The sequence below is a fragment of the Micromonospora sp. WMMD980 genome, from assembly GCF_029626035.1.
Classification (GTDB): Bacteria; Actinomycetota; Actinomycetes; order Mycobacteriales; family Micromonosporaceae; genus Micromonospora.
This window is the reverse complement of sequence record NZ_JARUBE010000003.1, coordinates 6,451,167-6,470,135: the sequence shown is the minus strand read 5'-3', so window position 1 is coordinate 6,470,135 and position 18,969 is coordinate 6,451,167. Positions and strand designations below refer to the sequence as shown.

At 75.1% G+C, this 18,969-nt stretch carries 15 protein-coding genes; 7 read left to right on the top strand and 8 right to left on the bottom strand.

Features of this window, described 5'->3' with window-relative positions; translation table 11 throughout:
* Window positions 1-164: 164 nt before the first annotated feature.
* The 3 genes from O7618_RS30670 (at window position 165) to O7618_RS30660 (ending at window position 1,912) form a co-directional block, all read left to right on the top strand.
* A complete protein-coding gene (locus tag O7618_RS30670; protein ID WP_278109618.1) occupies window positions 165-1,136 on the top strand; it encodes a helix-turn-helix transcriptional regulator in 972 nt (323 codons plus the stop codon).
* 70 nt (window positions 1,137-1,206) lie between these two features.
* Window positions 1,207-1,446: a DUF397 domain-containing protein gene (locus O7618_RS30665; RefSeq protein ID WP_278109617.1), complete on the top strand. Its 240-nt coding sequence runs from the start codon at window positions 1,207-1,209 to the stop codon at window positions 1,444-1,446.
* A 199-nt stretch (window positions 1,447-1,645) separates the two neighbouring features.
* Complete coding sequence (locus O7618_RS30660) at window positions 1,646-1,912, top strand: hypothetical protein (protein ID WP_278109616.1); 267 nt, start codon at window positions 1,646-1,648, stop codon at window positions 1,910-1,912.
* Window positions 1,913-2,052: 140 nt separating this feature from the next.
* On the opposite strand, the gene nudC is transcribed toward O7618_RS30660, so the two are convergent.
* The 3 genes from nudC to O7618_RS30645 are packed head-to-tail and all read right to left on the bottom strand — an operon-like array spanning window position 2,053 to window position 5,644.
* A complete protein-coding gene (gene nudC / locus O7618_RS30655; RefSeq protein WP_278109615.1) occupies window positions 2,053-3,000 on the bottom strand; it encodes an NAD(+) diphosphatase in 948 nt (315 codons plus the stop codon).
* Window positions 2,997-4,337 (bottom strand): pitrilysin family protein, encoded by a 1,341-nt coding sequence (locus O7618_RS30650; protein ID WP_278109614.1) that lies wholly within the window; start codon window positions 4,335-4,337, stop codon window positions 2,997-2,999. Before O7618_RS30650 ends, nudC begins: the two co-directional genes overlap by 4 nt.
* Window positions 4,334-5,644, bottom strand: a complete 1,311-nt coding sequence (locus O7618_RS30645) for a pitrilysin family protein (RefSeq protein ID WP_278109613.1) — start codon at window positions 5,642-5,644, stop codon at window positions 4,334-4,336. The genes O7618_RS30650 and O7618_RS30645 overlap by 4 nt, the downstream gene beginning before the upstream one ends.
* Before the next feature lie 148 nt (window positions 5,645-5,792).
* Between O7618_RS30645 and O7618_RS30640 the strand changes: the two genes are divergently transcribed.
* Genes O7618_RS30640 through O7618_RS30625 form a run of 4 tightly spaced genes read left to right on the top strand, consistent with a single transcriptional unit; the run spans window position 5,793 to window position 8,940 of the window.
* Entirely contained in the window at window positions 5,793-6,845 is a 1,053-nt protein-coding gene (locus O7618_RS30640) for an ABC transporter substrate-binding protein (RefSeq protein WP_278109612.1), read from the top strand.
* The gene (locus tag O7618_RS30635) at window positions 6,842-7,621 is read left to right on the top strand and encodes an ABC transporter ATP-binding protein (protein WP_278109611.1); all 780 of its coding nucleotides are present in this window, start codon (window positions 6,842-6,844) and stop codon (window positions 7,619-7,621) included. The genes O7618_RS30640 and O7618_RS30635 overlap by 4 nt, the downstream gene beginning before the upstream one ends.
* Window positions 7,611-8,495, top strand: a complete 885-nt coding sequence (locus O7618_RS30630; RefSeq protein WP_278109610.1) for an ABC transporter permease — start codon at window positions 7,611-7,613, stop codon at window positions 8,493-8,495. The genes O7618_RS30635 and O7618_RS30630 overlap by 11 nt, the downstream gene beginning before the upstream one ends.
* Before the next feature lie 4 nt (window positions 8,496-8,499).
* Window positions 8,500-8,940 (top strand): Rrf2 family transcriptional regulator, encoded by a 441-nt coding sequence (locus tag O7618_RS30625; RefSeq protein WP_278109609.1) that lies wholly within the window; start codon window positions 8,500-8,502, stop codon window positions 8,938-8,940.
* A 415-nt stretch (window positions 8,941-9,355) separates the two neighbouring features.
* Here O7618_RS30625 and O7618_RS30620 read toward each other — a convergent pair whose 3' ends face one another.
* From O7618_RS30620 to O7618_RS30600, 5 genes are all read right to left on the bottom strand, one after another.
* Window positions 9,356-9,520: a hypothetical protein gene (locus tag O7618_RS30620; RefSeq protein WP_278109608.1), complete on the bottom strand. Its 165-nt coding sequence runs from the start codon at window positions 9,518-9,520 to the stop codon at window positions 9,356-9,358.
* Window positions 9,521-9,643: 123 nt separating this feature from the next.
* Window positions 9,644-10,897 carry a DEAD/DEAH box helicase gene (locus O7618_RS30615; protein WP_278109606.1) on the bottom strand — a complete coding sequence of 418 codons (1,254 nt, stop codon included), beginning with the start codon at window positions 10,895-10,897 and terminating at the stop codon, window positions 9,644-9,646.
* 211 nt (window positions 10,898-11,108) lie between these two features.
* On the bottom strand, window positions 11,109-11,312 hold the full coding sequence (locus O7618_RS30610; RefSeq protein ID WP_013288421.1) for a cold-shock protein: 204 nt from the start codon (window positions 11,310-11,312) through the stop codon (window positions 11,109-11,111).
* Window positions 11,313-11,540: 228 nt separating this feature from the next.
* Window positions 11,541-15,014: a UvrD-helicase domain-containing protein gene (locus tag O7618_RS30605; RefSeq protein ID WP_278109605.1), complete on the bottom strand. Its 3,474-nt coding sequence runs from the start codon at window positions 15,012-15,014 to the stop codon at window positions 11,541-11,543.
* Window positions 15,011-18,763 carry an ATP-dependent DNA helicase gene (locus O7618_RS30600; RefSeq protein WP_278110207.1) on the bottom strand — a complete coding sequence of 1,251 codons (3,753 nt, stop codon included), beginning with the start codon at window positions 18,761-18,763 and terminating at the stop codon, window positions 15,011-15,013. The genes O7618_RS30605 and O7618_RS30600 overlap by 4 nt, the downstream gene beginning before the upstream one ends.
* Window positions 18,764-18,969: the final 206 nt, after the last annotated feature.

Sequence of the window (18,969 nt, the reverse complement as noted above, 5' to 3'; positions counted from 1 at the left end):
GGGCGGGCGCCGGATGAAGGCGCTCTCCACAGTCCTCTTTTTGTCTCGTGACACGCCCTCGCCGGACCCGCCGACACCGGTCGCGCCGTCCATACTGGCCGTGGGGGGCGAATTCCATACAGTTACCGTCGCGTCTTGCGACGGTCGACGGGAAAGAGGACGCCGTGCCTCCTGCCGCACCAGGCCCGTTTCTGCGTCGTCGTCGCCTCGGCACCGAGCTGCGTCGGCTCCGCGAACAGGCCGGTCTGACCGGTGACCAGGTCATCGAGCGGATCGGTTGGGCCTCCGCATCCAAGCTGTCCCGGTTGGAGAACGGGCGCAGTCGCCCCGACCCGGACGACGTGGACGTGCTGCTGACGCTCTACGGGGCCGACGAGGAGCAGCGCGCGGAGCTGACCGGGATCACCCACGAGGCCGGCGACATGCGGGGCTGGCTGCGCAACTTCCCGGTGATGACCCAGCAGCAGCGCGCCTTCGCCGAGCTGGAGGCGGGCTGCGCGGAGATCTCCGAATACAACCCGGTGCTGGTGCCGGGGTTGTTGCAGACGTCCGGGTATGCCCGGCACCGGATCCTGTCCGCGGCCCGGGTGGCCGACGAGGCGGGCGACCCGGACCCGGAGGACCCGGAGACGGAGGTGGCCGCCCGGCAGGCGCGCCAGTCGCTGTTGAGCCACGTGCCCTGCTACACGGCGGTGTTGGAGGAGGCCGCCCTGGGGCGCCGGGCCGGCCCACCGAACGTGCTGCACGAGCAGCTCGTCCACCTGTGCGAACTGGCCCTGCTGCCGAACGTGGAACTGCGGCTGCTGTTGCGGGACACCCGGGTGGGTGACTGGTACCTTCCGCCCACCGCGTTCTCGCTCTATCGGTTCGCCGATCCACTCGATCCGGAGACGTTGGCGATCGAAAGTGGGTTCACCGACGTCATGTCGACCGAGGTAAACACCCTAAATCGCTATAAAGTGGTGTACGAGTGGCTATGCTCGTCGGCACTCTCCGCATCGGACACCCTCTCCTGGTTGATCGAAGCGACGGGACGGCTGACCGGCACGGCAGTCGAGTCCACCGTGGCACAGGGGCCGGCAACGGCGCCGACCCAGCGCCGCCGCGACTCGGGGCGCCTCACGACGGAACGGTGATCCCGGCGGACACCGTCCCGCGTCGGTGCCGCTCGTTCCCATCGGAGCACCTCATCAGGAGCAGGACACCATGAACGAGATCCGTCACAGCACGACCGCCCGATCGGGCCTCCTCGCCGGCGCCGCCTGGCGCAAGAGCACCCGCAGCCAGACCTCGAACTGCGTCGAGGTCGCGCCGCTCGGCACCGGGCCGGCGACCCTGGCACTGCGCGACAGCAAGGACCCGAGCGGGCCGGTGCTGCTGTTCAACCGGGCCGGCTGGCTCGGCTTCATCGCCGGAGCGAAGAACGGCCAGTTCGACCTGAACTGATCCGGCGAGTGCCCGGGGGCCGTCGGCGGCATGCCGGCGGCCCTCTCGCGTGTCCACCCTCGACAAGCGTGCTGACCTGGGGTCCCCCGAACGGTCGAGCCGGCCGGTTTCACTTGCTGGGACGACGGGCGGGCGTACGATGACGCGTGGAGTGACGTGGAAGTTCCACCGCGCATCCGTCCGTCTCCCGGGGGACACCATGCGGTTCCTGATCGTCCGCACCGAGATCCGTAGCGCCGCCGACGCCGACATCGCCGCCGTCTGGGCCCACGGCGGCCACCTGCGGGACGAGACCCGCGCGCCGGAGCCCCGCCGCCAGGTCGTCCACGCCGAGGACCGGGACGCCGCCCTCCTGCTCGCCCGCGCGCTGTCCGCCGTCGGCGCCGTACGCGCCGGCCGCCACCGGGTCAAGGTGCTGCCCATCGAGGAACCCGCACCCGGTCGCCCGTACCGCTGGGACGGCTGATGGCCCTCCGCTGACGTCCGTCGTGGCCGGACCGGCTCCCCCGCCGCGCTCCACGCCTCACCCGGCCACGACGGCCCGTGTTCCCGGCCCGCGACCGCCGCGGCAACGACGGTCCGGGCCGGGACCGCGTTCCCGCACGGTCAGCAGTGGCCGTCGAGCCAGCGGTGCACCAGGAAGAGCGCGATCGACGACGGCGGCGGCAGGAGCAGGCGGTCCCCGCCGTCCACCGGCACCGGCTCGCCGGCCAGCGCGGCGCCGATCTCCCGCCGGCTGAACCAGCGCGCGTGCGCGATCTCGGTCGGGTCGACCCGGATCTCCTCGTCCGCGTCGGCCCGGGCCAGGAAGCCGAGCATCAACGAGCCCGGGAACGGCCAGGCCTGGCTCGACACGTACCCGATCTCCTCGACCGCGACGCCCACCTCCTCGCGGACCTCGCGCAGCACGGCCGCCTCGGCCGACTCGCCGGGCTCGACGTAACCGGCCAGGCAGGAGTAGCGGCGCACCCCCGGGCTGTTCGGCCAGGCGGCGTTGTTGCCCAGCAGGCAACGGCCCGCCGGCCCGTCCACCCCGTCGTGCACCAGCACGATCATCGCCGGGTCGGTGCGCGGCCAGGTCCGGTGACCGGCCGGGTCGATCCGGGACCAGCCGGCCTCGTCCACCCGGGTCGCGTGCCCGGTGGCCGCCGAGAAGCCGTGCCGCAGATGCCAGTTGAGCAGCGCCAACGCGGTGGTGAACAGGCCCGCGTCCCGGTCGGTCATCAGGTGGCCGACCTCGCGCAGGTGGGCCCGGCGGGCGCCCGGCACCGCCGGCAGCGGTCCGTCCACCGCGAAGACCGGAACGCCGTCCGGCTCCAGGCCGAGGAACATCGGCACCGAGCGCGGCACCTCGGGCAGCTCACCGGAGCCGACAAGCACCAGCTCCGGGGGCGCGCCCTCGCCGCGAACCAGCGTCCGGCCCTCGTCGGTCGAGTCCAGCACCAGCACCCGGGCCTGCTCCCACGCCTCGGCGAGCCACGCCGGGTCGGTACGCCGGTGCGCGGCCCGGTCCAGCGTGGACCGGGCCAGCGGTGGCGCCGCCTCACCCGTCACCGGCCCGCTGCCGTTCGCACCGGTGTGAGCGCGGCGAGCGAGTCGGCGACCCGGGCCGCGTCACCGAGCACCACGGTGACCGCCTGCGCCGGGGCCAGGTAGCGGGCGGCCACCTCGGCGACATCGTCAACGGTCGTGGCCGCCAGCCGGGCGGCGTGCTCGGTGAGGAAGTCCAGGCGCAGCCCGTTGCCGGCGTACGCGCTGGTCAGAGACGCGAGACCGGCCTGGGTGGACATGCCGAGCTGGAGCGTGCCGAGCGCGTACCGGCGGGCCTGCTCCAACTCCTCCGGCTTCGGCGGCACGGTCGCCAGCCGACCCAGCTCGTAGTGGGTCTCCAGCAGCGCCGCCGCGGTCACCTCGGTCGCCACCTCGGCCCCGGCGACCAGCACCGAGCCGGCCACCGAGTGCTCGACGAGCGAGTGCGGCCCGTAGGTGTAGCCCTTGTCCTCGCGGATGTTCTCCACCCAGCGGGAGGAGAAGTAGCCGCCGAAGATCAGGTTCGCCAGTTGCAGCGCCGCGTGGTCGGGGTGGGTGCGGGGCACGGCGGGCAGTGCCAGCCGCAGCGAGGACTGCACCGAACCGGGCCGGTCGATCAGCAGCAGCGGCCCCGGCTCCAGTGGCGGCGCGGGCGGCAGCTCGGCGACGTGACCGTCCCCCCGCCAGCCGGCGAGCGCCGCCTCGGCCGCGTCCAGCGCCTGCTCCGGCCGCACGTCGCCGACGAGCACCAGCACCGCGCCGGCCGGATGCACCCGCTCGGCGTGCAGCCGGCGCAGCGCCGCCGGCCGGACCGCCCGCACCTGGTCGGGCTCGGGCGTCTGCACCGCGTACGGGTGCCGGCCGTAGACCCGCTTGAGCAGCGCGGTGCGGGCCAGGTGGGACGGCTGGCTCTGGGCGACCTGGATCCGGTCGACCAGCCGGTCCCGCTCGGTCGCCACCCAGTCGCCCGGGTAGGTCGCGCCGGTGAGCACCTCGGCGAGCAGCTCCAGCATCCGGTCCAGCCCGGTGATCAGGCCCGCGCCGGAGAGCATCAGCCGGTCCGGGTCGAGGCCGGCGGCGAGCCCGCCGCCGACCCGCTGCAGCTCGGCGGCGATCTCGGTGGCGCTGTGCGCCACGGTGCCGGCCAGCATGGTCTGCGCCAGCATCGCGCCGCGGGCCAGGTGGGTCCGCCCGAACGGCATCCAGAGCCGCAGCTCGAACAGGGGCACGGCGGGACGGCGAACCGCGATCACGGTGAGGCCGTTGCCGAGCGTGCGCTCGGCCTGCTTCGGCACGGTGAGCCGCCGGTTGGGCCCGAGGGCCGGCAACGGCCGGACGGTGGTGGTGGCAGCGGCAGTCATCGGGCACCTCCGGCGACGACCTCGACGGACGCGCGGCGCTCGGGGCGCAGCGCGGCGGCGGCGGCGCGGACCTGGTCCGCGGTGACCGCGCCGACCAGCCGGGGCAGTTCGTTGAGCAGTCCCGGCTCGCCGCGCTGCTGTTCCAGCACCGCCATCCGCAGCGCCCGGCCGAGCACCGCGTCGGTGTCCCGCAGCAGGTGGGTGACCATCCGGGCCTGGGTACGCCCCAGCTCGCCGTCGACCAGCCCGTCGGTGGCCAGCCGGTCCAGCTCCTCGTCGACGGTGCGCAGCACCTTGTCCACGTCGCCACCGGGCGGCAGGTGCGTCTGGAGCAGCAGCGCGGTGGGGTCGCGCACGTCGAACGGGTCACCCATGAAGCCGAGGTAGCCGCCGACGCTGGTGACCGTGCGGTCCCGCTGCACCAGCCGCTCGACCAGCCGGGACGCGTCGCCGTCGGTGAGCACCTCGGCCAGCACCACGTAGGGCAGGTAGCCGGCGAAGTCGGTGATCGGGTCGGGCACCCGCCAGGCGGCCGCCACGGCCGGCAGCGGGGCCAGCGCGTCGGTGTAGGTGCTGCGCCGCTCGGCGGTCAGGTCGGGCTCGGTGAAGTCGGGTCGTTCCGGGGCGGGACGCGCCGGCACGTCGCCGAAGTGCCGTTCGATCAGCGCGGTCGCCTCGGCCACGTCGACGTCGCCGCTGACCGCGAGCACCGCGTTGCCGCTGGCGTAGTAGCGGCGGAAGAAGTCGGCGGCGTCGGCCACGGTCGCCGACTCCAGGTCGTCGAAGGAGCCGTACCCGTCGTGCGCGTTGGGGAAGGTGTCGAACATCACCGGGGGCAGCGTGAGCCAGGGGAACCCGCCGTACGGCCGGTTGAGCACGTTGACCCGGATCTCCTCCTTGACCACGTCGACCTGGTTGCGCAGATTCTCCTCGGTCAGCCGAGGACCGCGCATCCGGTCGGCCTCCAGGAAGAGCGCCCGTTCCAGGGCGTTGCTCGGCAGCGTCTCGAAGTAGTCGGTGTAGTCCAGGTGGGTGGACCCGTTGAAGGTGCCGCCGGCGCCCTGCACGTGCCGGAAGTGGGCCAGCTTCTCCAGGTTCTCCGAGCCCTGGAACATCAGGTGCTCGAAGAGGTGGGCGAAGCCGGTGCGGCCCTCCGGCTCGGAGCGGATGCCGACGTCGTAGACCACCGCCACCCCGATCACCGGGGCGCTGCGGTCGGGCGTGAGCACCACGCGCAGGCCGTTGTCGAGGGCGAACCGCTCGACCGGATATTTCGTGGCGGGAATCCTGGCTCTCCGGGTCGGCACGCGATCGACACTAGCGCTTCCGTACCGCCCGCACCGGCGGTGTGCCGTGGCCGAACGGTGGACAGATTCGGGACGGCTCTTGACGCCAACCGCGGCTTGCCCCAGTCTTCCTACCAACTAAATAGGAATACTGCGGATTGGACTTCCGATGAGACGGCTCCCCCTGCGCCGCCTGGTCACGCTGGCCACCCTGGCCGCGGTCGGCGCGGCCACGCTCGGCACCACCGCCGCCTGCGGCGACGACGCCGACGCCTCCGGTCCGGTGACGCTGCGCCTCGGCTACTTCCCCAACATCACCCACGCGCCGGCCGTGGTCGGCGTGGAGAAGGGGATCTTCAAGGAGAAGCTGGGCAGCGACGTCACGCTGGAGACGAAGACCTTCAACGCCGGCCCGGCGGCCGTCGAGGCGGTCTTCTCCGGTGCGCTGGACGCCACGTACATCGGTCCGAACCCGACCGTGAACGCCTTCTCGAAGTCCAAGGGCGAGGCGGTCCGGGTGATCTCCGGCGCCGCGTCCGGCGGCGTCGCACTGGTGGTCAAGCCCGGCATCACCTCGGCGGAGCAGCTGCGCGGCAAGAAGATCGCCACCCCGCAGCTCGGCAACACCCAGGACGTGGCGCTGCGCTACTGGCTCAAGGAGAAGGGCCTGGAGACCACCAAGGAGGGCGGCGGCGACGTCAAGGTCGTCCCGCAGGAGAACGCGCAGACCGTCGAGACCTTCGGCAGCGGCGCCATCGACGGCGCCTGGGTGCCGGAGCCGTTCGTCTCCCGGCTGGTCAACGCCGGTGGCACGGTGCTGGTCGACGAGCGCGACCTCTGGCCGGACAGGAAGTTCGTCATCACCAACCTGGTGGTCAGCACCAAGTTCCTCAAGGCGCACCCGGACGTGGTCAGGAAGCTGGTCGAGGGTCAGGTGGCGGCGAACGAGTTCGTCAACACCAAGCCGGACGACGCCCAGCGGGCCGTCTCCGAGCACATCGGCAAGATCACCGGTAAGCCGCTGGACGTCAAGCTCATCAAGCAGGCCTGGCCGACGTTGGAGTTCACCAACGACCCGATCGCGTCCTCGCTGAAGACCGGTCTGGACCACGCCGTGGCGGTCGGCCTGACCCAGCCGGTCGACCTGAACGGCCTCTACGACCTGACGTTCCTCAACGCGGCGCTGAAGGCGCAGGGCAAGCCCGAGGTCACCCAGCCGTGATGTCGACCACGACGACCCCGCGCAGCGCGACCGGCTCGGTCGCGCTGCGCGGCGTGACCAAGGTGTACGGCCAGGGCGAGCAGGCGGTCCTGGCGCTGGACGGGCTGTCGCTGGACGTCGCGCCGGGTGAGTTCGTCTGCCTGGTCGGCGCGTCCGGCTGCGGCAAGAGCACGCTGCTCAACCTGGTCGCCGGCCTGGACCGGCTCAGCGGCGGCGCGATCGAGCTGGGCGAGGGCGTCAACCCGGGCCTGATGTTCCAGGAGCCGGCGCTGTTCCCGTGGTCCACCGTCGAGGGCAACGTCGAGGTGCCGCTCAAGCTGCGCGGCCTCCCCCGCGACCAGCGCAGGGCGCGGGTGGCCGAACTGCTGCGCACGGTCCACCTGTCCGACTTCGGCCGCAGGCGCCCGCACCAGCTCTCCGGCGGCATGCGACAGCGGGTCGCGCTGGCCCGCACGCTCGCGCTGGACACCCCGGTGCTGCTGATGGACGAGCCGTTCGGCGCGCTCGACGCGATGACCCGGGACATCCTGCACGACGAGCTGGAGCGGATCTGGACCGAGCGCAAGCTCACCGTCCTGTTCGTCACGCACAACGTGCGCGAGGCGGCGCGCCTGGCCGACCGGATCGTGCTGCTCTCCAGCCGGCCCGGCCGGATCATCTACTCCACCCGGGTCGACGTGCCACGACCCCGGCGGATCGACTCGCCGGAGGTCTCGGCCATCGCCGCCGAGGTGACCGACCGGCTGCGCAAGGAGGTGGGCCGGCATGGCCAGTGACACCCTCGCCGGTACGACGCGGAGCGACGCCGAGATCACCGGCCTCGACGCGCTGGAGATCGCCGGCCGGGAGAAGGGTCCGTCCCGGCTGCGGGGGCTCTGGTCGGCCACCTGGCCCAAGTTCGCCGCGCTGGCGCTGGCGGTCGCCATCTGGCAGGCCGTCGTCTGGAGCGGCTGGAAGGAGCCCTGGGCGCTGCCCGGCCCCGCGGTGGTCTTCGCCGACCTCGGGCACTACCTGGCCAGCTCCGCGCTCTGGGAAGGGCTGGCCACCACCGCCCGCCGGGCGGCCGTCGGGTTCTCCGCCGCCGTCGCGGTCGGCCTGCTGCTCGGTCTCGGGGTGGCCCGGGTCAAGGTGCTCCGCGCCGCGCTCGGCTCGATGATCACCGCGTTGCAGACCATGCCGTCGATCGCCTGGTTCCCGCTGGCCATCCTGCTGTTCCAGCTCAGCGAGCAGGCGATCTTCTTCGTGGTGGTGCTCGGCGCCGCCCCGTCGGTCGCCAACGGCGTCATCCACGGCGTGGACTACGTGCCGCCGCTGCTGGTCCGGGCCGGTCGCAACCTCGGCGCCCGCGGGCTCAACCTCTACCGGTACGTGATCGCGCCGGCCGCGCTGCCCGCCATCGTGGCCGGGCTCAAACAGGGCTGGGCGTTCGCCTGGCGCAGCCTGATGGCCGGCGAGCTGCTGGTGGTCATCGCCACCCGCACCTCGATCGGCGCGCAGCTCACCTACGCCCGGGAGCTGAGCGAGGCGCCCCGGCTGATGGCCATCATGATCGTCATTCTGGTGGTGGGCCTGCTGGTGGACACCGCGTTCGGCGCCGCCGACAAGGCGATCCGCCGTCGTTGGGGCGTGCTGGACCAGGCCGGCACCTGACGTCGTGTACATCTCCGCGCGTGCCGACTACGCGGTCCGGGCCATGCTCGCCGTCGCCGACGCCGCTTCCACCGGCGACGAGAGGTCCGGCGGCGGCGAGCTGGTCAAGGCTGCGAGCCTGGCCGACAGCCAGGACATCCCGCTCAGCTTCCTCCAGGGCATCCTGCTCGACCTGCGCCGGGCCGGGCTGCTGCACAGCCACCGCGGCACCGAGGGCGGGTACGCGCTGACCCGACCGCCGGCCGAGATCAGCGTCGGCGACGTGCTGCGCGCCGCCGGAGGCGCACTCACCAGCGTCCGGGGGATGCCCGCCGACCGGGCCGGCTACCACGGAATCGCCAGCGGGCTGCGCGACGTCTGGCTGGCGGTGGACGGCGCGATCGCGCTGGTGGTGGACCGCACGACGCTGGCGGACCTGCTGGCGGACCGAGCGCCGGCGCCCTGACCCGGCCCGCGGCGCAGCGGCCCGGCCCGGCACGGCGGCCTGGCACGGCGGCACGGCCTGGCACGACGGCACGGCCTGGCACGGCGGCACGGCCTGGCACGACGGCACGGCCTGGCACGGCGGCACGGCCTGGCACGGCGCGGCGTGGCAGACGCCGAGCGGGGCCCGGTGCCGGGGCCCCGCTCGGCTGCTCAGGCACCGCCTTGGGACCGCCGCGCCGGGTGGCCCGACGGCCGCCGGCCTGGCGGAGGTCCCGCCGGAAGAAACATCACCGGGAAGCGGTATGACTGAGAGGCATATTTATGTCTCTCAGTCATACCGTTCGTCGGCAACTATTGTCCACCGGACGTCACGCAGGGTGATGCGCCCGGTGGCCAGATAAGGCTGTCGCACCCACCCTCGTGCGTCCGACCGGTCAGCCGGGATTGAAGGTGCGGGCAGCGCCACGGTCCTGCGGACCGTCCGTCGCCGGGTGCCAGGGGCCGAACGCGGCCACCACGGCGAGCGCCAGGCCGGCGCCCGCGACCGCGAGCACCAGCAGCACCTCCCGGGCCCCGCCCGGGCCGGCGTCACCCGCCATGGTCGCCCCTCCGCATCCGGCCGGCCCCTGCGGACCGCCCGGACCCAGCATCGTCGCCCCGCCGGCAATGGACAGTCGGCCACCCGACTGAACATCCGCTGATCCCCGACTCAGCGAGGCGGGTCAGCGGCGGCGCGGACGCCGGCGGGGGCGGGTCCCGGGGGCGGGGTGCGCGGCGGCCGGCGGGGTGATGGTCACCGGCGTGCCGGAGGGCTCGCGCGCCCCGGTCAGCCGGCCCAGCTCCGCGTCGCCCGGGCGCACCCGGGTGGTCTGCGGGGTGATCCCCGCTGTGCTCATCAGCCGGGCCACGTCGCGACGTTGCTCCGGCAGGACCAGGGTGACAACGGTGCCCGACTCCCCGGCCCGCGCGGTCCGGCCGCCCCGGTGCAGGTAGTCCTTGGCCTCGGTCGGCGGATCGGCGTTGACCACCAGGTCCAGCCCGTCCACATGGATGCCCCGGGCCGCCACGTCGGTGGCCACCAGCGCGGTGACCTGGCCGGTGCGGAACTGCTCCAGGATCCGGGTGCGCTGCGGCTGCGACTTGCCGCCGTGCAACGCGGCCGCGCGTACGCCCTTGGCGAGCAACTGGCGGGCCACCCGGTCGGCGCGGTGCTTCGTGGCGATGAAGACGATGGTGCGGCCCTCGCGGGCCGCGATGTTCGCCAGCGCGCCCGGCTTGTCCTCCGGCTCCAGGTGCAGCACGTGGTGGGTCATCGCGGTGACCGTGGCGGTGCCCGGGTCGACGGAGTGCGTGACCGGGTCGGCCAGGAACCGGCGGACCAACCGGTCCACGCCCCGGTCCAGGGTCGCCGAGAAGAGCATCCGCTGACCGCCCGGAGCGACCTGCTCCAGCAGCTTCGTCACCTGCGGCAGGAAGCCCATGTCGGCCATCTGGTCCGCCTCGTCCAGCACGGTGATGGCCACCTGGTCCAGGCGGGCGGAGCCCCGGTCGATCAGGTCGTGCAGCCGGCCGGGGGTGGCCACCAGCACCTCGGCGCCGGCCCGCAGCGCGTCCGCCTGCCGGGTCAGCGAGAGCCCGCCGACCACGGTGGCGCAGCGCAGCCCGAGCGCCCGGGCGTACGGGGTGAGCGCGGCGGTCACCTGCGCGGCCAGTTCCCGGGTGGGCACCAGCACCAGGGCGAGCGGGCGGCCGGGGCGGGCCCGCTGGCCGGCCGTCCGGTGCAGCAGCGGCAGCCCGAACGCGAGCGTCTTGCCGGAGCCGGTCCGGCCGCGGCCGAGGACGTCCCGGCCGGCGAGCGAGTCGGGCAGGGTGGCCGACTGGATCGGGAACGGCGCGGTGATGCCTTGCGCGGCCAGCTCGGCGACGAGCGCGGGGGCGAGGCCGGTGGCGGCGAACGTGGGCAGGGTCGTGGTCATGCGGAAAGCCTTCCTCGAGGCGGCACGTGTCGAGGAAGGGCGCCGAGCAGCGGCGCGTCACCGGCGTGGCCGATGGTCACAAGCACGAACCGAAAAGGTACGGGCCGGCCCGCCTCGGCGCGCCACGTCCCGTGCGGGAGGGCGGCGCGGCGGGCCGGCCCGTGCGCCACGCCCGGCGGGGCGCGGCGGTGGTGCCGGTTGATCTAGAAGATCAGAGCGGGCGGATGTTCTCCGCCTGCGGGCCCTTCTGGCCCTGGGTCACCTCGAACTCGACCCGCTGGTTCTCGTCCAGGCTCCGGTAGCCGGAGGTCTGGATCGCCGAGAAGTGGGCGAAGACGTCGGCGCCGCCGTCGTCCGGGGTGATGAAGCCGAAGCCCTTGTCAGCGTTGAACCACTTGACGGTGCCAATTGCCATGTGTTTCGTCTCCTTGACGGAACGGTCGGCCCGCACGTGTTGCGGGCCGGAGAGGAGCACCCCACGCATCTCTGCGTGGCGTGCCTGTCGCTGCTGGTCGCCCCGCCCGGAGAACTCCGGACACAACAAAGAGCGCCTGGGGCCACAATCCGCCAGGCGCACACAGAGTCTCTGGAAACCAAAACTGCAACGAGGACAACGTATCACGGATCTCGACCGGTGGGGAGGTCATGTCGAGAATTCCGGCACGGCGGCCACCAGGTCGGTCAGTCCCCCGACGTCGAGCAGGTCGGTCGGGCGGACCGTCACCGCGTCCCGGACGTAGTGGAACGCCGCGCCGACCCGGTCCACCGGCACGCCCGCCAACTCCGCCCAGGCCAGCCGGTAGACCGCCAGCTGCACCGCCGCCGCCTCGGCCTCCCGGCCGGTGGGCTGCCGGCCGGTCTTCCAGTCGACCACGTCGTAGCGCCCGCCCGGGCGGGCGAAGACCGCGTCCATCCGGCCCCGCACCACGACGCCGGCGATCACCGTGGCGAACGGCACCTCCACCTCGACCGGCACCCGATCGGCCCACTCGCTGGCCAGGAACCGCTCCTGAAGCTCGACCAGCGCCTCGTCCGACGCCGCGCCCTCGTCGGCCGCGCCGGGCAGCTCGTCGACGTCCAGCAGCCGGTCGGCGCCGAAGCGCTGCTCCAACCAGGCGTGGAACGCGGTGCCCCGCCGCGCGTACGGGCTGGGCTCGCTCGGCATCGGCCGGCGTAGCGTGCGGGCCAGCGCCTCGGGATCGCGGCGCAACGCCACCAACTGGGTCACCGAGAGCTGGCCGGGCAGTTCCACCTCGACCGCCTCGGCCCGACGGGCCAACTCCGCCCGCTCGGCGAGGAGCAGGTCGGCCTCCCGCCGCCACCGGGCCACCTCCGGGTCCACCGGAACCTGCGCCTCGGCCGCCCCGCCGCGGTCGATCGGCCCCGGCGCCCCGGCCGCATCCGCCACCCGTCCGGGACCGTCGGCCGGGCCCGGGGCGCTCCCCACGGTGGCCAGCAGCGCGGCCTCGCGGCGAGCCGCGTCCGGGTCGGCGAGGTGTCGGCGGACCAGCGCCGCCGCCTCGGCCAACGCCGGCCGGCGACCGCCGAGCGGGTCGGCCGGCCACTCCGCGCGCAGCACCGTCTCGGTGGTCGGGTTCACCGCGTCCCCGGCCGGCTCCGGCGCCCACGCGTCGACCACGTGCCCGCCCGCGTCGGCCAGGCCGGCGTCGTGCACCTCACGGAGGAACACCGACGGCCCGCGGAACCGCTTCGTCCCCTCCCCCCACCAGTAGCCGGAGCAGAGCAGCAGCCGGCGGGGGCGGGTCACCGCCACATAGGCCAGCCGACGCTCCTCCCGCTCGTCGTGCGAACGCCAGGCGTCGGTGAACTCGGCCAGCGCGCGGGCCACCCCACGCTGGTCCGCCGCCTCCGGCAGGGCCAGCTCGGGCAGACCGTCCGCGTCGCCGCGCAGCGGGAACGGCAGCACGCCGAGCCCGCCCAGCCAGTGGTCGGAGTTGCGCACCGGCCCCGGCCAGACGCCCCGGGTCAACCCGGCCGCCGCCACCACGTCCCACTCCAGGCCCTTCGCCGCGTGCGCGGTGAGCACCTGCACCGCGCCCGCGACCACCTCGACCTCGCCCGGCGCCAGCCCGCGCTCCTCGTCCTCGGCGGCGGCCAGGTAGGCGAGGAAACCGGCAAGCGTGGCACCGGGCGTATCGCCGCTGAACCGGGCCGCCACGTCGCCCAGCGCGTCCAGGTGGGCGCGGGCCAGCCCGGCGTCCCCGGCCCCGTCCCGGCCGGCCCGGACCGCCACCTCGACGTCCAGCCCGATCGTGCGCTCGATGTCCGCGATCAGCTCCGGCAGGGACTGGTCCAGCCGGTAGCGCAAGAGCGCCAGCTCCATCCCGTACGACCGCAGCCGCGCGAACCCCTCCGCCGAGTACGCCTGCGCCGGCCCGAGATCGGCCAACGCCTCGACAAGCGTCGCCTCGTCCAGCGCGTCCACCACGATCTCCGGGCCGTCGTCCCCGGTCAGCTCCCGCCGGCTACGGGCGATGGCCCGGGCGCGACGGTGCAGGGCGACCAGGTCACGCGGGCCGATCCGCCAGCGCGCGCCGGTGAGCAGCCGCAGCAGCGCCGCCCCGTCGGTCGGGTCGGCGAGCACCCGCAGCGTGCAGACCACGTCCCGTACCTCCGGGGTGTCCAGCAGGCCGCCGAGCCCGACCACGTCCACCGGCAACCCCCGGGCCCGCAGCGCCGCCTCGATCGCCGGGATCTGGCTGCGCAACCGCACCAGCACCGCCGTGGTGGGACGGCGGTCGGCCGGAATGTGCTCGGGCAGCGCGCCCGGCATCCCGGCCGCGCCCCGCCAGGCCGCCAGCACGCTGTCGGCGATCCATTCGGCCTCGTCGGCGTACGTCGGCAGCAGCGCGCAGTGCACGGTGCCGGCGGCCCGACCGCCGGGCGTGCGGTGCGGGATCGGGTCGCGGACGCTGAGCGCGGCGTGCAGCTCGGGCACCCGCGCGCCGGCCGCCCGCAGCGGCACCGAGAGCGCGTTGGCCACGTCGAGGATCTCCGGGCGGTTGCGCCAGCTCGTGGTGAGACCGAGCACGTCGGCCGGGGTGCCGCCAGCGCGGGCGAACTCGCCGGGGAACCGGTCGAGCGTGCCGGCGCTGGCCCCGCGCCAGCCGTAGATGGACTGGCAGGGGTCGCCCACCGCGGTGACCGGGTGGCCGCCGCCGAACAGCGCGTTGAGCAGCACCACCTGGGCGTGGCTGGTGTCCTGGTACTCGTCGAGCAGCACCACCCGGAAGCGGTCCCGCTCGATCACCCCGACGCCCGGATGGTCCCGGGCCACCCGCGCGGCCCGGGCGAGCTGGTCGGCGAAGTCCATCGCCTCGAAGTCGTCCTTGCGCCGGCCGTACGCCCGGACCAGCGGCAGCAGCTTCAGCCGGGTCCGCTGGAGCTGGAGCGCCCTGCGCACGTCGGCGTAGACCCGGCCGGGACGCGACTGCACCTCGGCGAAGAAGCGGCCGGTCCAGCCGGCCAGCTCGTCCGGGTCGACCAGGTGCTCGTCCAGCTCGCCGGCGAGGGCCAGCACCGCGTCGGTGATCGTGGACGGCATCCGGTCCACCTCCGACATGTCCCCGTCGTAGTTGCGGACCAGCAGGTCCACCAACTGCCAGCGGGACGCCTCGGTGAGCAGCCGGGTGGTCGGCTCGTACCCGGCGCGCAGCCCGTGCTCGGTGACGATCCGACCGGCGTACGAGTGGTAGGTGGACACCGTCGGCTCGCCCGCGAACGGGTCGTCACGCGGGTCGCGGCGTGGCCGGCCCAGCCGGCGGACGAGCTGGTCGAGGCGGGTCCGCACCCGGTGCGCCAGCTCGCCGGCCGCCTTGCGGGTGAAGGTCAGCCCGAGGATGTGCTCGGGACGCACGTACGCGTTGGCGACCAGCCAGACCACCCGGGCGGCCATCGTCTCGGTCTTGCCCGACCCGGCGCCCGCGACCACCAGCAGCGGCTCCACCGGCGCCGCGATGATCGCGGCCTGCTCCCGGGTGGGCGCCGGCAGCCGGAGCAGCCGGGCCAGTTCGACCGGCGTGTAGCGGGGGCCCGCGTCGGCGGCCCGGGGCGCGGGCGGGCCTGCCGCGTCGAAGAGCGCCGGCTGGGTCGTCATGACTGCTCCGGTGGCGGCTCGACCACCTGGCGGCCCTGGCCGGAGACCGGGCAGCTGGTGCGCACCGGGCAGACCCGGCACTTCGCGTTGGCCACGGCGGCGAACGTGGAGGCGGCCATCGTGTCGGCGGTCCGGCGGACCAGCGCGGTCGCCCAGCCGGCCTCCGGGCCCTCGCCGGCGGCGGCCTGGGCCTGCTCCCGGGCGTCCTTCGCGGCGGTGCCGAGCTGCACCAGCGCCGCGCCGCCGGACTCCGCGCCGAACTCCGCGAAGCCGCCCGCCTCCACCGCCGCCTGGTAGGCGCCGAGCTGCGGATGCTCGGCGACCTCCCGCTCGGTGACCGCGGTGGACTTGCCGGTCTTCAGGTCGATCACCACGAGCCGGCCCCGGGCGTCGACCTCCAGCCGGTCGACCCGGCCGGTCAGCTCGATCGGGCGGGTCGGGTCGTCGAGGCGGACCGCGAACTCGTGCTCGATGGCGAGCAGCCGGCGCGGGTTGCCGGCCAGCCAGCGCAGCAGCTTGTCGACCATCGCCTCGGCGCGCTGCCGCTCCGGACCGACCATCCAGCGGGCGGCCAGCTCGATCGCGTCGAACCGGGCGGCCACGTATTCCAGCAGCGCCTCCCGGTCGACGCTCGCGTCCTCGGCCAGCATCGCGGCGGCGTGCACCAGGTTGCCGACACCCTGCGCCGCGCTGGCCGGCCCGCTGCCGCCGTGCCGTTCCAGCAGCCAGCGCAGGCTGCACCGCATGGCGCTCTCCATGGCCGACGGGGTGACCCGCACCGGCTCGCCGTCGTCGACCAGCGGCCGGTCGTCGGAGAGGCCGCGCAACCCCCACCAGTCGTCCGGGTGCGCGCCGGGCACCCCGGCGGCGGCCAGCCGGGCCAGCTCGCCCGCCGCCGCGCGCCGCCGGGTGATCGGCGCCGCCGGGTCGGTGATCGCGGTACGCAACTCGGCCACCAGCGCGGACAGGGTGAGCCCGCGCGGCGGCAGGGTCACCGGCAGGACGCCCGGCGGCCCGTCCTGCGGGTGCTCGTCGCCGTGCGGCGTCGGCCCGTCCCCCGCCGGTCCCGCGCCGGCCGCGATCCGGTCCCCACCCGTCCCGGCCGGGTCCACGCCGCGCCCGTCCGGGTCGACGCCGTCCGCGCCGCGCCCGTTCGGGTCGACGCCGTCCGCGCCGCGCCCTTTCGGGTCGGCGCCGTCCGCGCCGCGCCCGTTCGGGTCGGCGCCGTCCGGGGATGGCGGGGTGGTGCCGCCCGCGCCGGTGGCGGGCGGGTCGGTCGCGGCCAACTCGTGCAGGAAGCGGCTCGGCTGCTCCTCGTGGTCGTCGCCGCCGACCGCCGCCGAGGCGACCGCGGTGACCAACAGCCGGCGTCGGGCGCGGCTGACCGCGACGTGGAACAGCCGGCGCTCCTCGTCCAGCAGCGCCGACGTCTGCCCGACCAGGCTGGCCCGCAGCCCGGCCCCGTCGGCCCGCCCGGCGAGCACGTCGACCAGCCGCTCGGAGCCGAGCAGGCTGCCGCGCAGCCGCAGGTCCGGCCAGACGCCCTCCTGCACCCCGGCGACGGCGACCAGGTCCCACTCCAGTCCCTTGGCGGCGTGCGCGGTGAGCAGGCGTACCGCCTCGCCCCGGTCGGCGGCGGCGGCGAGCGTGTCGGCGGGCAACTCCTGGCCGAGCACGTGGTCGAGGAAGACCTCGGTGCGCGCGCCCGGCAACCGGTCGACGAACCGGGCCGCCGCGTCGAAGAGCACCAGCACGGCGTCCAGGTCGCGGTCGGCGGCCTCGGCCCGCCAGCGCTGGGCCGTCTCGTGCTCCCCGGTGGCCGCCCGACCGCGGGTGATCGCCCCGGACCAGCGTTCGGCCAGCCCGCTCTCCCGCCAGAGCGCCCAGAGCACGTCCTCCACGGTGGCGCCGGGCGAACCGGCGGCCTGCCGGGCGGTCGCCAGCAGGTGCGCCACGGCCTGCGCGGGCGCCGCCCAACGCCGCTCGATGGTGGCCAGCTCGGCCGGGTCGCGCAGCGCCTCCACCAGCAGCTCGCCGGAGGGGCGGCGGTCACCGCCGGCCAGCGCGAGCGCCCGCAGCCCCTGCCGCAGCCGCCGCTCGGCCAGCGGGTCGGCGCCACCCAGCGGCGAGTGCAGCAGCGCGACGGCCGCCTCCTCGTCCAGCCGGTCGGGGTCGAGCGCGCAGCGGAGCAGGAGCAGCAGCGGGGCCACCGCCGGCTGGAGGTGCAGCGGCAGGTCCTCGCCGTGCACCACGGTGGGCACGCCCGCGGTGTGCAGGGCGCGCCGCAACGACGGGAGCTGCCGCCCGGTGGACCGGACCAGCACCGCCATCCGGGACCAGGGCACCCCGTCGAGCAGGTGCGCCTCGCGCAGGGTGTGCGCCAGCCAGGCCGACTCGCTGGTGGCCGAGCGGAAGGTGCGAACCTCGAGCCCGCCGGCCGGCGCGTTCGGGAGCGGGCGCAGCCGCCGGTGCGCCGCCGGGCCACGGAGCCGGCGGGCCAGCCGGGCGGTCGCCGCCAGCAGCTCCGGCCCGGCCCGGTAGGAGGTGGTCAGCAGGACCTGGGCGGCCGGCGCGCCGGAGGCGGTGCGGAACCGGTGGCCGAACGTGGCGACCGCGGCCGGATCGGCGCCGCGGAAGGCGTACGTGGAGGAATCCGGGTCGGCGAACGCGACCAGGGACTTGCCGCCCCCGGCCACCACGGCGAGCAGGTCCACCTGGGCCGGGTCCGTGTCGGCCAGCTCGTCGACGTAGACGTGGGTGAGCCGACGACGCTCGGCGGCGAGCAGCCCGGGGTCGTCGAGCAGCATGCCGGTGGCCGCCCGCACCAGCTCCGCCGGGTCGTACGCGACCGAGCCCCGGTTACTCACGTCGCGCAACGCGAGCACGGCGACGTACTCCCGGAGGAAGCGCGCGGCGGCCGGCCAGTCGGCGCGGCCCAGCCTCTCACCGAGCCGGGCCAGCTCGACCGGGCCGACCCCCCGCTCGGCGGCCCGCATCAGCAGGTCGCGGAGCTGCTGGGCGAACGCCCGGGTGCGCAGCGCGGGGAGCAGGTCCTCCGGCCAGCCGACCGGGTCGTCGCCGGGCTCCTCGCCGACCACGTCGAGCAGCTCGCGGATGATCAGATCCTGTTCCGGACCGGTGAGCAGCCGAGGCGACGGCTCGCCCCGCTCGGCGGCGGCGCGGCGGAGCAGCCCGAAGGCGTACGCCGGGAACGTGCGGACCAGCGGCTCGCGCACCACTCGGTGGCCGTCCCCGGCGATCCGTGCCTCGATCCGCCGGCGCAGCTCGGTGGCGCCGCGCCGGCCGAAGGTGAGCACCAGGACCCGTTCCGGGTCGACGCCCTCGGCCACCCGGGCGGCGACGGCCTCGACCAGGGTGGCGGTCTTCCCGGTGCCGGGACCGCCCACGACCAGCATCGGCCCGTCGGTGTGCGCGACGATCTCGGCCTGTGCCGGGTCGGCCCGACGACGCCGGTCGGTGACCCGCCCGGAGCTGGTCGGCCCGGCGTCACCGGTGCGGCGCGGCTCGGCGGTCGGCCCCTCGCCGTGGCGGCCCCGGTCGGCGGTCTGCTGCTCGTCGGGTGGCGTGCCCTCGACCGACGGGTGCGCGGCATCGCCCGCCGACCCCCCGGATCGCGGCTCCGACACGGCCGGCCCGTCGGGCCGACCCACCCCCTGCCCCGCCCCGGCGTCACGGGTGACCCCCGCCCCCGCGCCGCCGGGCCGGCGCACCAACCGGTACGCCTGCATCACCCGACATCCCACCACGCCGGTACGACACCCGGAAACCGCCGCCACCCACCGCGCGCCGCCGCTCACCCGCCCGGCCGCCCGGCGCCCCACCTGGCCCTCCCAGCCCTCGATCAACACCAGCTCGCCGACGTGGTGCCGTCGTCGGGTCCACCAGGTAGCACGTCGGCGAGGTGGTGTCGATCAAGCCCCGGGCGGGCACGGGG

What these genes read in the sequence shown, in the direction of transcription:
- O7618_RS30660 (WP_278109616.1), top strand. Translation starts at nt 1,646, where the DNA reads ATGCGGTTCCTGATCGTCCGCACCGAGATCCGTAGCGCCGCCGACGCC.
- O7618_RS30630 (WP_278109610.1), top strand. Translation starts at nt 7,611, where the DNA reads ATGGCCAGTGACACCCTCGCCGGTACGACGCGGAGCGACGCCGAGATC.
- O7618_RS30610 (WP_013288421.1), bottom strand. Translation starts at nt 11,312, where the DNA reads ATGGCAATTGGCACCGTCAAGTGGTTCAACGCTGACAAGGGCTTCGGC.
- O7618_RS30600 (WP_278110207.1), bottom strand. Translation starts at nt 18,763, where the DNA reads ATGCAGGCGTACCGGTTGGTGCGCCGGCCCGGCGGCGCGGGGGCGGGG.
- O7618_RS30665 (WP_278109617.1), top strand. Translation starts at nt 1,207, where the DNA reads ATGAACGAGATCCGTCACAGCACGACCGCCCGATCGGGCCTCCTCGCC.
- O7618_RS30640 (WP_278109612.1), top strand. Translation starts at nt 5,793, where the DNA reads ATGAGACGGCTCCCCCTGCGCCGCCTGGTCACGCTGGCCACCCTGGCC.
- O7618_RS30620 (WP_278109608.1), bottom strand. Translation starts at nt 9,520, where the DNA reads ATGGCGGGTGACGCCGGCCCGGGCGGGGCCCGGGAGGTGCTGCTGGTG.
- O7618_RS30650 (WP_278109614.1), bottom strand. Translation starts at nt 4,337, where the DNA reads ATGACTGCCGCTGCCACCACCACCGTCCGGCCGTTGCCGGCCCTCGGG.
- O7618_RS30615 (WP_278109606.1), bottom strand. Translation starts at nt 10,897, where the DNA reads ATGACCACGACCCTGCCCACGTTCGCCGCCACCGGCCTCGCCCCCGCG.
- O7618_RS30605 (WP_278109605.1), bottom strand. Translation starts at nt 15,014, where the DNA reads ATGACGACCCAGCCGGCGCTCTTCGACGCGGCAGGCCCGCCCGCGCCC.